Source organism: Caballeronia sp. GACF4 (assembly GCF_023631025.1).
Taxonomy (GTDB): Bacteria; Pseudomonadota; Gammaproteobacteria; order Burkholderiales; family Burkholderiaceae; genus Caballeronia.
Genome location: NZ_JALQDW010000004.1, coordinates 473,700 through 487,031, shown reverse-complemented (window position 1 = coordinate 487,031; position 13,332 = coordinate 473,700). Strand labels below are relative to the sequence as shown.

The window sequence follows — 13,332 nt, the reverse complement described above, 5'->3', positions numbered from 1 at the left end:
GAAACTGTCTTCTTTGGAAGCAGGAACCGACCCCAAACCGGACATTTCAATTTAGCCGGATATCGGACATTTCAAATGGGCCTCGACATGAATGTAGCGCGCATATTCTAATGTCGTGCGTCGAACTGCGCCCGGGGTTTCGTAGTACTTATCGATCACGTCGGGCGTGGCGAGCAGCGAGGACGTATCAAGAAACTCCGGGCGGAGATAGCCCAACTCGACCACCGTCGTGTGACTGTCCAGCGGCTCCAATTTGGCATGCATGGCTTCTGTGATGCCTTTGACCGCGAACTTTGTCGATGAATACACGACCGAACCGGCCGCCGCCCGTTAGCCGCCAATCGATGAAATGTTGATGACGTGGCTTAAGGCCGACCCGACCTCTTCCGAACTTGCTGCGACACAATCCGGGAATTGAAAAAGCTATAGGGTAGATCGTCCTTTGACCTGCCTGACGTTTTTTATCTCGGCAAAGAGTTTAGGTGGCCGATTGCCGCCTGATGCTAACGAGCAATTCTCGAGTTAAGCGCAACGTCGGCGACGCGTGCGTTGCCTTGCCTTGACTAAAGCAAACATCGGCGACAACACAGGCGGTGAAAATCCGCGAATCGCCGAGTTTGCGTGCGCCCTGGCAATCTCCCTTTCCTATCGATAAAAATGACGTATATAAGAATACCTAATCATTTTTTATCTCATAATAAGATCGCGATCAACTCATTGACATCGTTCATGTATGACGCATATCCTTAGCATTGAATATTTGCTTCGCATAACGAATTTCAAGCGGATTTGCTGGCAAGTGGCAAATGTATTTCTTGCGAGCGCAAGTATTCCCATCGGCGCAGAATCAGCTGCTCAAGATAGCTTCAATTTAGCTTTTTCGCACACATCTCAACAGAAAGCTTGCCGTCTTAACTCATTAATCGAACAAGAGAACAAACGCATATGTCTGCACTTTTTTTTCAGAAAAACCTGCCTCTGTGGGAGCGTGCCCTTCGAACCAGCGTTGGCGTGGCTGTCGCCATCGTCGCGTTCGTCATCCCTATGGAGCCGTGGCTCAAGTGGCTGCTTGTCGTTGCGGGCGTGTCGTTCGTCGTGATGGGTTTCGTCGGTTTTTGTCCAATGTGCGCGATGGTGGGCCGAAGACTTAAGGGATAACGAACTCCGTTCGAATCTTCCCGAAGACGCATCGACAACACTCATTTCGGAGGCATCCATGTATTGCAGTCGATCTATCACCATTCATCTGTTGAGGGGAGTTCTAGCGCTCCTTCTCATCGGCGCGGGCATGTATCTCCTGATTTTTTCCGCCTTGGCAGTGAAGCTGTTTTCCATGGTTTGCTTTGTCACCGCCCTCTTCCTGCTCAAGGGGTGTCCCATGTGCTGGCTCGCAGGTCTTGTGGAGAAGATCGCCGCCCAGAAGGCGAAGCCGTTGGCATCGTCGTAGAAGCGTCGCGTCGCCAGGAGGCGCCTCAACGCGCATCCTGGCGACGCCATCACTCCAACTGGCCGGGAGTTACCGCACTCCCTGCGTCCCATCCCCCGCCTACCGCACGCACTAGTTCGACGCTAGCGACGAGTGCCCGCATGCGGTTTTGCAGGCTGGCTCGTTCGATGGTCAGCATCGTGCGCTCCGACTCCAGCACATCCAGGTAGTTGGTCAAGCCACTCTTCTGACGGGCCTTGGCGACTGCAATTGCTCGTCTGGCAGCATCGAGCGCTTGCTGTCGTGCCGTCACAGCGGTTTCATTCGTCGCGATTTCAGTCAGCGCATCGTCGACTTCTTTCAGCGCCAGCAACAGCTTGCTCTTGTGCGATGCCACAGCCTCTTGGTAGCGCGCATCCGCCGCCGCGAGGTTTGCCTTGTTCCTGCCGCCGTCAAAAATCGGCAAGGAGATGGCCAGGGGGCCGAATGACAACTGTTGACCGCTGAGCAGCGAACCAAGATCCCTGGACGCGAATCCAAAATCTCCCGTCAGTTTGATCGTCGGGTAAAACGCCGTTTCAGCGATGTTTCGATCGGCAATCGCCGCCCGGATGTCCTGCGCACTCGCTGCCAGATCAGGACGTCGCGAAAGGATCACCTCCCTGCTTCGCGTCCACCCAAACGGCTTCATCGACGCCCACAGTGTGCGTTGCAAGAGCACGGTCGCGGTCTCCATGGCTTGAGGAGGATTGTGCGCTTGGCGTCAACGGTGATGGCTTCTTCTCGCCTACGGTATCGGTCCGGTTCGCGCCGATGGGAATCTTCTCGTTGTTGTTCCCCCGCTCGCTACGATCAATACCGATGGTGATCGTATCGTCATGGCCAACCGACTCGGTCCGGTCGTGCTTCACGACGGTGGTTTCGTTGTTCCGATGATCTTCGTGTCGTGCCCGTCCCAGTGAGTCTCGACTGCAATATCCCGATTGCGCTCCGCATTTAGAAGTACATGCTCGCCACCTTTCGTGTCGTCGAAGCGGAATTGATTTTCGGACCTTGGACAAAAGGTCTATGCGCCACGCGGCCCGGAGTGAAGGGCTGCTTCGCGTTGATGACGCAGAATCCGCATTCGCAGCCATTCTGTTGTGCGCTGTCGAAGGTCGCAGTCTGACAAGTCGATCTCGTAGCGCGATGAGATTCTGCGTGTTTTTTAGGCGCTACGCGGATGGCGTCAAGCCCGACAACATACGGAGCGGCTCGCACCCGCTGGCGGGCAGCGTCGTCCATCCTGGCCATCCATCGAGTCTCCCTTCGCGGCCATGATCACGCAATGCGCCAACACCGAATCCGTTGCCAATTACTTGGTAAGACTTAGAAGTAGCACCATTCAACGGCAAAACTATAAGGAGATGCCGTGTTTTTGCATGCAACATCCACCTATACTTAATAGCCGTTCGTCACCGATTAATTCAAAAATTGTCATCTTTCTCAAAGATTAATCGAAATTTCGAAACACAGTTACATCGAAGTGCCAGACTACCCCGTTACGCCAATTGAGCGCGTCCGCGTCAAACGACAGAGTCATCGCATGATCGAAAACTACCAGGACCTTCCGCCGAAACTATATGCCGGCGACATCGACGAATGCTTCGAGTTTCTCGATGCACGCCGCGCCGCTGACAGCAACAGCGCCGATTATTGGCATTGGCGCGCGGTAACGCATTTGCGCGCGCAGCAATTCGAGAAGGCGCTCGACATCTGTTTTTATCTAACGCGCGAGTCGGATGTCTTCGGCTACCAGATTCACTGTCTCGCCGATGCCTGCTCCCACTTGGGACTGAAGGAAACGGCGCTCACCGCCATCGATTACTTCGGAAAGAAGCCGACGACGCAGGCCATCGGCGCGTTTTTGTGGCGCGTCTACGGCTGGCACTATCTCGGCGAGGATCAACGCGTACTCGATTTAAATGCGGATGGCGTCGACGAGCATTCAGTCTACGTGCTCGGTCATCACCAGGCACGCAGCCAGATGCGGCTGCAAGGCATCGAACACGGGGTTGCGGCGATGCATCGATGGTGGTCGTCGCCAGAAGCGCGGCGCGTGCTCTTTCCGCATTTAAATCTCGACGGATGCCTTGTCCTGCAAGATGACTTTGCGCGCGTAGTCGCGCTCGGTGACGATCCCGCACACCGTGCCGTCCGCGCGCCCTCCCACCGTGACCACGACGGCACCAACGCCGGCCTTCGACATCAGCACGACCGCATCGAACACGCTCGCTTCGACGTCGATGGTATGCACCATGTCATCGCTCTTGGCCTTGAGTACTTGCTTTACCGTTGCCATGCTTGATCTCCTTCGCGCAGCGCGCGGTTGGGTCGGATTGCCTGAAAAGTTGGAACGACGGGTTCAGCCGAAGTCGAACAGATCGCCGAGAAACGACTTCTTCTTGCGTGAATGTCCATAGTTCGAGTGCGAGTCGCCATAGCGATGGTCGTCATAGCGCGGTCGCACGCGATGGTCGCGATGGTCGCGATCGTCGCCCTTGTCGCGCCACGCTTCGCGCCCTGCCGTTTGCTGCGGCGAGACCTGTTCGTCGCGCTGAATGAGCCGGTCGAGTTCGCCGCGATCGAGCCACACGCCGCGACAGGACGGGCAATAATCGATTTCAATGCTCTCGCGCGAGGTCATCAGGAGATCCGTCGCGGGACACACGGGGCATTTCATGTCGAATCCTTTCTTTTTGCTTACGATGACCCAAGCCTATCGCAGCATTCGACATTGAAAAACGTGAATTTTCAGAGGCTTCGGTTCGTAAAAACCGAAGTGACGCTCTTTTTCAAGCGCCTGGCGAAGCGCACCACGCGCGCCACATCTGCCGATACGCCGCTTCCAGATTACGCGTGAAGCGCGGTGCATCCATCATCGGTGAGCGTTCGAGCCTTGCGCGCAGCGTCGAGCGCAACTCGGTCAAACGCGGCAGATCGTTGGCGAGGCGAGTCACGACATCGACGTACGCCGCGTCGTCATGAACCACGAGCTCGCCGATGCCAAGATTCATCAGCAGGCTCAGACCCGCGCGGCTGACCGACGTGTCGCCCGCGCGCGATGGCACGGGCACGCCCATCCACAAGGCGTCGAGGCTCGTCGTGTGGCCGTTGTACGGATAGGTGTCGAGGCCGATATCGATTGATTGATAGGTCCGCAGATAATCGACGCGCGACTGATATCCCACGTACCGAACGCGCGACAGATCGACGCCCAACGCGCCGAGACGCGCACTGAATCGTTCGCGCGGGCCCGGACCGGCTAGCAGAATGAAGCGCGCATTGGGCACGGCGGCGAGTATTGCCGCCCACATGCGCAACGTGCGCTCGGACGCCTTGCACGGATTATTCAGGCATCCGAATGTAATATGACCGTTGTGCCACGCTGGCAATGCATTCACGTCCGGTGCATTCGGCGACCATCGGCGCGTTTCAGGCGGTGCCGATGGTGCTTACGAAAGCGTGAAAGTCGGCGCGAAACAGACGATCGAACTGCAAGGAGATATTAACTGCGATCAAGTTATTTTCATTTCTAGCAGTAATCTATCTTTTGAAAATGCCCTATGGCAATTACGTAATTCAGCTTTTCCCGTATTTTGATCGAGTGCAAAGGACGTGAAATTACAGCTTCAATACTTCACCTCACGTGATAGGCTGCCAATCATTGATCTTTCCGCTTGTAACGGAGCAGGTAAAGTTTAGCGCGATTGGTTTTCCAACGACGAAAGAGATCATTTCCGAGATATCCATGTCCGGCGCCTTTAGGCCGCACCGCCAAGTACGCGACACGCGCCAGCAATCGACACCGTTGCTTTAGCAGTCTTAGCTTACTTTTTCTTCGGATAATCAGACATATTCGGCAGTGCTCGAAAATCACAACTAGAAATGTCCTAATCAACATCTATCGCTTCCCCCTATTAAAACCCTGTCCGTGTCGAATAAGAATTAAGCCGTCGAATTCAAATAAACGTGATTCGAGAGCAGGCGCGACTCGCCGACAACAGTGTAAGAACTGTAGTCCTCGCAAGTGACGCGATGGATTCCAGACGCTAAACAAAACGCGCATGGAAGGTCAATTTTTCTGAGCGCGCACGAGTCCATTTATCCGAACAGATCGCCGCTTAGCACGCGAGCATCCCAAATGAATCGACGTGCGCAACTAGAATCAGTCAAAGAGGAACAAGAAGAGATGAATTCCGGCTCGTTAATCGAAGTCTTCGTCCGCAATACAAACCGTGGAGTAGCAGCCTCTTACACCAGTCTACGGGACGGAGAAACCGTCGAACGCACATTGACTCACGTCGAACTACTCCAGCGTGCCAGAGCGTTGGCAGGGTGGATGAAGCAGAAGGGCTTCTCGGGTAAGCGCGCCATCATGGTGTTCCCAGTTGGCTTGGAGTTCGTGGAAGCGTTTCTGGCGTGTCTCATGGCGAATGTTATAGCGGTGCCGGTTGCACCGGTGCCGCTCACGGGCGACTCCAACAAGGTTCGGCGAATGCTCGCGATCATGGAGGATTGCCAGCCATCGCTAGTGCTGGGTGTCAGCAAGAGTATCGGCAATTCGGCGCTCTTCGTGGGACGGTATCCCCAATATGGAAACCTGACGTGGCTGGAAGTCGATCGATTCGACGAATGGGATTCGTTGTCCGACTTAAGCTTCGACATGCCGTCTCCCGAAGCAATTGCATTGCTGCAATACACGTCTGGCTCCACGGGCATGCCCAAGGGAGTCATGCTGTCGCACCGAAACATCCTCAGTAATTTGCAGCAATGGGATCAGGGACTGGGGCATGACGACGACAGCAAGCTCGTCTGCTGGGTGCCGCATTACCATGATCTCGGCTTGCGTGCTGCCCGCGAACAGGTCAATGCCGTCTCGTCCACATCACTACCGCGTCTTGATGCCGACGCCGGCATTGGCTACTCTCGCACTTCGCCTAATACCCCGTTCGGCCTAGCGCTTGGGCAGCAATCGATCAAAGGCAGCCAGTATTCGATCGAAACCAGAGCCTCCTGGGAACCGGACCTGTGGGGACGCGTGGCCAATGCCGTGAAGACAGCCAATACCCGGGTCGAGTTGGCGAAGATTCATCACGACGAGGCCACCGCCGACTGGCTTCCGCCACCGCCGCCGCGTATGGCTCCTGGCGCGCCCGCGACGACGTGACGCGCGGATCGAAACACCAGAACGTCTCGGGCAACCACACGGTCTCTTCGCTATAGCGATCCGCGAGATCGGCCGTGTCGCGCGGATCGATCCACGGGTCGGTCAGGCGATAGCGGATGGCGCTGCTGCCCGTCGTGCCCGGATACGCGAGCCATTGCACTTGCACAGGCGCCGGTCGGCGTGCGAACAATAATGGCCGGCCGCGCGACATGTGCATCGTCAGATCGACCAATACGTCGATGCCATCGTCGCGAACGAGTTGCGCCAATTGCTCGTCGTCGAGCGCGTGAACGTCGCGCCAGGTGTCGGCCATCGGACGGATCAGGTGTGTTATCGCGTCGGGCGTTTTAACGCTGGAATAACAAAAGATGTGGTACGCCGCGTGATCGTGTTGCGCGAAGACCGGCGCGGTGAACATGGCCTGGCAGTGTCCGTCGAAGTCTGGCGCGACGTAGCCAATTTTGAGCCGTCGCTCAGAATCGCGATTGTTGGTATGGACGATGTCATGGCGAAGCAGCGGCGCTTCGTGTCGCGCGGCGAAGCGCAAACATTCTTCGAGAATTTCGCGTGGCGTTTCTGCGTGATAGGTCAGCGCGTAGTTGAGATTTCGATGCACACATTCATCGTTCGGTCCGCAATCGACGGCGCGACGGAAGCTTTGGATTGCCTCTTCCATTGCGCCCATATCCTTGAGTACGCCGGCGAGGTTATTATGAGCCTCGAGAATATCGTCTCGGATTGCAATCGACCGGCGCAGGACTGATTCAGCCTCTTCAAGGCGACCAAGGCTTTGCAAAATGCGGCCAAGGTTGTTATGCGCTTCGACGTGATCCGAACAGCATTCTATTGCCCGGCGATATGTCCGTTCAGCGTCGTTCAGGCGATCTTGATGACCATAAAGTATGCCGAGGTTGTAGTGGATATCGGCAGCATCGGGCGCGAGAATCAACGCCTCGCGGTATTCAGCCTCGGCATCGCAAAGGCGCTCCAGCTTTTGAAGCGTATAACCGAGTGTGGTTCTTGCCTGTATGTTATCCGGCTCCAGAATGAGAACTCGACGATATATGCGTTCCGCATCCTCCAACGAATCAAGTGCGTGGTAGGCATTGGCCAGCCCCATAAGCGCATTCGTGTCGTCTGGACAAATCGACAATGCCGCGAGAAATACCGCTTGCGCTTCTTGCACGCGTTGCAGCTTATGTAAAAACGCGCCGAGACCGACGTGTGCCTCCATGTAGTCCCATCGTAGTTCGATGGCGCGCCGGTAAAACGCCTCAGCTTGCGCAAAGTCTTTCAGATCGTTCAAAACCTGAGCGAGATTAAAATTTGCTTCAGCAAAATCGGGGCGACACGCCACGGCTTGCCGCAAAGCCGCCTCCGCTTCCACGAGGCGTCCTGATTCGCGCAATAAATTACCCAGATTGTTGAATGCGTCCGCGTAATTTCCTCTAGCAGCAATTGCGCGTTGAAAGGCAATTTCAGCCTCAGCCAATCGACTTTGACTCTTCAAAAGATTCGCGAGATTGAAATGTGCGTCCGCAAAATCGGCGCGCGCGGCGCACGCCTGACGAAGCGCGGCCTCTGCCTCCACAAGACGTCCCTTTTTGACGAGCAGATTACCGAAATTGTAATGAGCCTCCGCGAAATCAGGACGAATGGCAATCGCCTCGCGATAGACAGTTTCCGCATCTTCCAATCTGCCTCGCAGCATCAGCAAATTACCGAGGTTGGCATAACCGCCGGCGTATTGAGGATCTTGCGCTACCGCACGACGCCAATGCGATTCGGCCTCGTCGAGTCGATTCAGCCGATAGCAACACACCGCGGCGAGATTCAGCGCTTCGATATCCGCATACGGCTGATTTATTTGATATTCCAGCGCTTCAAGCGCTTCAACGAACCGCTCGCTGGCGTAAAACGCCGCTGCTGCGCCGTATGAATCGGATTTGGCGGACATGCTCGGGCACGCAAAAGAAAACGGACCCAAAGATAACAAACCACCGGTCCGAATTCGTCAATAACTATAAAGAAACGTCCTCGCCTGCAAAGCGATTCCCCCACTCACGCCCTCTCCTGGGCACCGCCCTTCGCTCCTTCGACTTGCGATCTATCTCAAAACCCCGCAAGCTCTCGCCTGAGCGCGAACCAACGCCGCGCATTGTCCAGAACCCGAGGCGCCCATGTCCGATAAATCGATGAGTGAAGAACGCAACGGCTCCGACACGCCCGACCTCCTCTATCTCCTTCAGGGCGCGGACGATTTCAGCCACTTCGTCTTCCCCGATAGCGAAGCGCTTTTCAAGAGTCTTGCGCGACGGCAAGCACCGCACACGCTTTTCATCACGTGCGCGGACTCGCGTGTGTCGCCCGAGATGATCACGCAGACGCGGCCCGGCGAGCTCTTCGTGTGCCGCAACATCGGCAATATCGTGCCGGCTTATGGGGAGATGCTCGGCGGCGTGTCGGCGGTAGTCGAGTACGCGGTGCTCGCATTGAACGTGCGGCAGATCGTGATCTGCGGCCATTCCGACTGCGGCGCGATGAAAGGCCTCGCCTCGGGCGCAACCATCGCCGATGAAATGCCTACCGTGCACGCGTGGTTACGCAACGCAGAAGCGGCGCGCAGTGTGGTACGGGCGCGAAAACTCGAACACGAGCGCATGGTTCAGGCGATGGTCGAAGAAAACATACGCCTTCAACTTACGCATTTGCGTACGCATCCGGCAGTCGCGGGACGGCTCGCGCTTGGCCAGCTTCAAGTGCAGGGTTGGGTATATGACATCGGGCAGGGAAAGGTATCGATCTTCGACGAACACGGGGGCGGCTTCCAGTCGATTGCCGAAGCGCGCTTGCGCCTGTTACGCGAACAGGCGCGTTGAAAATACATGAGAATGGCGGCGTCAATAGGGCTGACGCCGCAACGAACGATTACTGCACGCCCTTCTTCGACGCGAGATCCTGAGCCATCTTCAAGTGATCCTGGATCGTCGGCAACGCCTTTTGCGCCGCTTCCTTCAGCTTCGCGTTCTGGCCGCCGTCTGCTTCCTTCTGGAATAGCGCCACTGCCTCCTGGTGGCCCTGCACGCCAACCTTCTGGATATATGCGGTATCGAATGCCTTGCCGTGCAATGCCTTGAGCGAATCGATCGCGGAAGTATCCGAATTGTCCTTGGGCACGGTCACGCCTTTGGGCGCCGCCATTTTTAGCTGCACGGTCAGCTTGGTATGGTCGACGATCATATGACGCGCGAAGCTCTTCACGTCCTTGTCCTGCGAGTGCGTCTGAGCAAGCTTGGCGGCATCGATTTCCGTCGATCCCGAAGACGACGCGCCCTGCACGAAATCCTTGTCCGGTTGCGTAAGGTCGTTGGCAAGCGTGGTGCTGGCAGCTTCGGTCTGTGCAAAGCTCGCGATTGGCGCGGCTGCTGCAAGCGCGGTGACGATCATAACGATATTGCGTTTCATGTGGCCTCCTGTGGCGATTGGTGCTACCTGTTGTCAGCAATGCAGGTGCCACTCAATGTTTTTCTGGCAGATTCGAGAATGCGTGAAGCGGAATGTCGCTTGCTCGAACTTGATAAACTGGTCGTTCATTCCATCTTCTGCCCGATAGAAGCCATGCCTGTCTACGATTACGAATGCGGCGACTGCGGCACTTTCGAAGCAAATCGCCGTATCGCCGAACGCGATGAACCCGCAGCCTGTCCACGCTGCGGTGAGACTAGCGCGCGCGTCACCATCGGCGCGCCATCGCTTGGACGCGGCGGTAACGGCGGCGCCAACGTGAGCGAAGATTCGGGGAGCTACGGCATGCGCCATCGCGGCGGTTGTGCGTGTTGTGGCTGATCGTTGCACGCGTGTCCACATGCGTTCGGGCACGGCCATTGCAAAAGCACGAACCCGTGGCGGGCGGCGTATGATGCACGGGACAGGCGCGTAGTTGTGCAGCTTGAGTCGAGTACCAGCGTCATTGCCGTTGCGCGACCTGAAGCGTGGATCACGAGCATTGCGGTCCACGTGCCTCAAACGAACAACCGGAGGTAATAAGGATGACGATAGAGTTCAGTGGGCGGCGTCACGTCGTGGCGGCAGCGCGAGTTGCGTTCGAAGCCAATGTAGATGGACGTGAAGTCTGGTGCAGCGTCTCTCTCGATGCGCTCAACGATCACTTCGGCAATACCGGCACCTCTTCCCATGCCATCCTCAGCGCGTTCGAAGGCGGACGCGTCGAAATCGAAGATTCAGCGCGGCGAGCGCTCGAACGCAATCACGGCCAGTCCGTGGAACTCGAAACCGGCGACTTCAGGAACAGCACGAAGCAATAGCAAAACGCGTACGCGTTGCACCGGGGCGGCGCCGCCGCCTCGGTGAACGAATCGACGCTCGATGCACTTATCAGTGCACGTAAAAACGCGTCACTGCATCGAAAAGCCGCCACACGGGGCACGGCATTCTGAAGAATCCGTCATAGCCGGCGCTCAACAAAACGTCGCGTGGGTCGCTGCTCTCCTCGGCCGCGAACGCAATCAACATCTGATCCAGCGATGCCTCCCTGCCACATTCGCGCAACGCGCGTACAAGCGCATGGTCGTGCTTTGCCAGCACCTCGTGCGCCTCGTTCACGCGTGTATCGATGAACAAAACCTGCGGCCGCCACATGTGAGCAAAATGAAGCGCGCTTTGCGCATCCGCGATCTGCACGGCATCGAAGCCACGCATGGCAAGCATCATCGCGAAAGACTCGCCGACATCGGACTCGGAATGCACGAGCATTACGCGTCGTGGATCGCTTTCCACGGCGGTACGCTGATTCCAGATTTCGCTGCGCCCGGGGCGCGTGTTGAAGGGTCGTCGGTTCATGTCGGAATGACGCAATGATAAGCACCGCGCCATTTAGGTGATTTAGCAAGGACGAGGCCCGCACTTCGACAAAAGTTCAGCGGGCGGCCAGCAAGCCGACGATCAGTCCACCAATTGCCGCTAGTGCAATCGACTTCCACGGGTTGTAGTGCACGTAATCGTCGGCGCCTTCGGTGACGTCGCGATAGCGCATCGCAACGGCGTCCTTTGCGCGCCGCCCATGCTCGATGAACTTTTTCTTGGCCGCCTGCGGATGAAACCGGCTACCTAGATGCTGCGCCGTGACTGCTGCGGGCTGCGCGAGCACGGCCGGACTGTCGCCGCCTTCCAGCACGCTGCCATGCACGTGCCGCGACGGATGCGACGGATACGCAGCGTGCGCCGGTTTGTGCGGCGCGCCGGGCGAGAGTGGAATCACGCCCTGATGCTGTTCGAGACCGGGCGTGAGCGCGGACCCGAGTGCGCCCTGCACGCGCCTTTGCCGAAGCGGCAGCGATTCGCCCGATGCCGCAACTCCCTTCTTGTTGCCGTTTGCATTGTCCATGGCGCTCTCCTTTTTACGTCGTCCCACCAAGTCATCAAGCCTGTCGTGAAGCCCATGTCACCCTTACGCAAGAGTCGCACCGAATGGGCGCGGCGGCAACTCGCTCCTGACGATATGGCGCCACGCGATATCGACTCAATCGCAATCTGGCTCACTTATCCGTGAGAATTGCTCGTTTGCCACGCCCACACGGCCAGCCTACGATTCGGCGAACAAGAACGAAGCGTTTATCGGTAATGCGGGCTTGATGCTGCATGATTCGTTTCACGCCGCGCGGAAGCATCCGCCCAACAAGCGCCGATACCATGGCTTCGCTCTTCCCTCTCTTGCGAAGCCCGCCATGAATCCCGTCAATCTGGTCCAGTTGTTCATCCTTGCCGCGCTGTGGGGCGGTTCGTTCCTTTTCATTCGTATCGGCGTAACGGATTTCGGCGTGGCGCCGTTGATGGCCTTGCGCGTCGGCATCGGCGCAGTGTTTTTGTTTGCGGTGCTCATGCTTCGCGGCCGCATGCGTCAGGCACTCACCGCGATGCGCGAGCGCGCATGGCCGCTTCTGATGGTCGGCATCCTCAACTCGGCCGCGCCGTTTTGCCTTTTCGCCTATGCGGAGTTGACGCTGTCGGCTGGCGTCACTTCCGTCATCAACGCGACCACGCCGCTGTGGGGCGCGCTCGTCGCCTACATCTGGCTCGACGATCGCCTGAGCAAGCTACGCATTGCGGGACTCGCCATCGGCTTTGCGGGCGTGCTCGCGCTGGTTTGGGATCAGATGTTCGTCCACGATGCCGGCGCCGCGACCGTTGCACCGCTCGCCACTGCGCTCGCCGCCCTGGCCGCACTGGGCGCGACATTGTTCTATGGGATCGCCGCCAGTTACACCAAGCGGCATCTCATGGGTGTCGATTCGTTGATCGTCGCGACAGGCACCATGAGCGCCGCGACGCTCGTCCTGCTGCCGTTTGCGCTGTTCTGGTGGCCGACAGCGAGCGTGTCGACGCACGCGTGGGGCGCGGTGCTCGGATTGGGCGTGGCATGCACAGGCGTCGCTTACATGCTGTTCTTCCATTTGATCGCCGTGGCCGGGCCCGCTCGCGCGATTACCGTGACCTTCGTCATTCCAATCTTCGGAATTCTGTGGGGCGCGCTATTTCTCGCCGAACGTGTATCGGTCGGGATGGCGGTGGCGTGCGGAATCGTGCTGATCGGGACAGGGCTTGCAACGGGCGTGGTCAAGCGCATAGCGTGGCCGCGCGCACGACGCGCAGCCGGGGCGAAGCAGTGACGCCAGGAGCG

The 13,332-nt window shown here is 57.5% G+C and carries 15 protein-coding genes and 2 pseudogenes; 7 read left to right on the top strand and 10 right to left on the bottom strand.

Features of this window, described 5'->3' with window-relative positions; all coding sequences use genetic code 11:
- Window positions 1-117: 117 nt before the first annotated feature.
- Window positions 118-363 (bottom strand): annotated as a pseudogene (locus tag NCR40_RS06155) (SDR family NAD(P)-dependent oxidoreductase); the annotation flags it as partial.
- A 582-nt stretch (window positions 364-945) separates the two neighbouring features.
- On the opposite strand from NCR40_RS06155, the gene NCR40_RS06150 reads away from it, so the two are divergent.
- A complete protein-coding gene (locus NCR40_RS06150; protein ID WP_284507706.1) occupies window positions 946-1,158 on the top strand; it encodes a YgaP family membrane protein in 213 nt (70 codons plus the stop codon).
- A 130-nt stretch (window positions 1,159-1,288) separates the two neighbouring features.
- The gene (locus tag NCR40_RS06145; RefSeq protein ID WP_250508989.1) at window positions 1,289-1,447 is read left to right on the top strand and encodes a hypothetical protein; all 159 of its coding nucleotides are present in this window, start codon (window positions 1,289-1,291) and stop codon (window positions 1,445-1,447) included.
- Window positions 1,448-1,496: 49 nt separating this feature from the next.
- Here the strand turns inward: NCR40_RS06145 and NCR40_RS06140 are convergent, their stop codons facing one another.
- The 5 genes from NCR40_RS06140 to NCR40_RS06125 form a co-directional block, all read right to left on the bottom strand.
- A complete protein-coding gene (locus NCR40_RS06140; RefSeq protein WP_250508988.1) occupies window positions 1,497-2,162 on the bottom strand; it encodes a TolC family protein in 666 nt (221 codons plus the stop codon).
- Complete coding sequence (locus NCR40_RS31605) at window positions 2,062-2,562, bottom strand: bacteriophage T4 gp5 trimerization domain-containing protein (RefSeq protein ID WP_502800969.1); 501 nt, start codon at window positions 2,560-2,562, stop codon at window positions 2,062-2,064. Before NCR40_RS31605 ends, NCR40_RS06140 begins: the two co-directional genes overlap by 101 nt.
- A gap of 977 nt (window positions 2,563-3,539) precedes the next feature.
- A complete protein-coding gene (locus tag NCR40_RS06135; RefSeq protein WP_250509006.1) occupies window positions 3,540-3,674 on the bottom strand; it encodes a CBS domain-containing protein in 135 nt (44 codons plus the stop codon).
- A 156-nt stretch (window positions 3,675-3,830) separates the two neighbouring features.
- Window positions 3,831-4,148: a TFIIB-type zinc ribbon-containing protein gene (locus NCR40_RS06130; protein ID WP_250508987.1), complete on the bottom strand. Its 318-nt coding sequence runs from the start codon at window positions 4,146-4,148 to the stop codon at window positions 3,831-3,833.
- 112 nt (window positions 4,149-4,260) lie between these two features.
- The gene (locus NCR40_RS06125) at window positions 4,261-4,869 is read right to left on the bottom strand and encodes an O-linked N-acetylglucosamine transferase family protein (RefSeq protein WP_250508986.1); all 609 of its coding nucleotides are present in this window, start codon (window positions 4,867-4,869) and stop codon (window positions 4,261-4,263) included.
- Window positions 4,870-5,609: 740 nt separating this feature from the next.
- Between NCR40_RS06125 and NCR40_RS06120 the strand changes: the two genes are divergently transcribed.
- A complete protein-coding gene (locus NCR40_RS06120; RefSeq protein ID WP_250508985.1) occupies window positions 5,610-6,635 on the top strand; it encodes an AMP-binding protein in 1,026 nt (341 codons plus the stop codon).
- Between the two features lie 19 nt (window positions 6,636-6,654).
- On the opposite strand, the pseudogene NCR40_RS06115 reads toward NCR40_RS06120, so the two are convergent.
- A pseudogene (locus NCR40_RS06115) lies at window positions 6,655-8,592 on the bottom strand (tetratricopeptide repeat protein); the annotation flags it as partial.
- A 223-nt stretch (window positions 8,593-8,815) separates the two neighbouring features.
- Between NCR40_RS06115 and NCR40_RS06110 the strand changes: the two are divergent.
- Window positions 8,816-9,514 carry a carbonic anhydrase gene (locus tag NCR40_RS06110; RefSeq protein WP_244827862.1) on the top strand — a complete coding sequence of 233 codons (699 nt, stop codon included), beginning with the start codon at window positions 8,816-8,818 and terminating at the stop codon, window positions 9,512-9,514.
- 49 nt (window positions 9,515-9,563) lie between these two features.
- Here NCR40_RS06110 and NCR40_RS06105 read toward each other — a convergent pair whose 3' ends face one another.
- Window positions 9,564-10,100, bottom strand: a complete 537-nt coding sequence (locus NCR40_RS06105; protein WP_250464641.1) for a DUF4142 domain-containing protein — start codon at window positions 10,098-10,100, stop codon at window positions 9,564-9,566.
- 153 nt (window positions 10,101-10,253) lie between these two features.
- Between NCR40_RS06105 and NCR40_RS06100 the strand changes: the two genes are divergently transcribed.
- Window positions 10,254-10,481 carry an FmdB family zinc ribbon protein gene (locus NCR40_RS06100; protein ID WP_250509005.1) on the top strand — a complete coding sequence of 76 codons (228 nt, stop codon included), beginning with the start codon at window positions 10,254-10,256 and terminating at the stop codon, window positions 10,479-10,481.
- A 203-nt stretch (window positions 10,482-10,684) separates the two neighbouring features.
- Entirely contained in the window at window positions 10,685-10,960 is a 276-nt protein-coding gene (locus NCR40_RS06095) for a DUF1488 family protein (RefSeq protein WP_244827860.1), read from the top strand.
- Between the two features lie 70 nt (window positions 10,961-11,030).
- On the opposite strand, the gene NCR40_RS06090 is transcribed toward NCR40_RS06095, so the two are convergent.
- Window positions 11,031-11,495, bottom strand: a complete 465-nt coding sequence (locus tag NCR40_RS06090) for a response regulator (RefSeq protein WP_250508984.1) — start codon at window positions 11,493-11,495, stop codon at window positions 11,031-11,033.
- A 76-nt stretch (window positions 11,496-11,571) separates the two neighbouring features.
- A complete protein-coding gene (locus NCR40_RS06085) occupies window positions 11,572-12,039 on the bottom strand; it encodes an ElaB/YgaM/YqjD family protein (RefSeq protein ID WP_250508983.1) in 468 nt (155 codons plus the stop codon).
- 340 nt (window positions 12,040-12,379) lie between these two features.
- Between NCR40_RS06085 and NCR40_RS06080 the strand changes: the two genes are divergently transcribed.
- Window positions 12,380-13,321, top strand: a complete 942-nt coding sequence (locus NCR40_RS06080) for a DMT family transporter (protein ID WP_250508982.1) — start codon at window positions 12,380-12,382, stop codon at window positions 13,319-13,321.
- Window positions 13,322-13,332 lie beyond the last annotated feature (11 nt).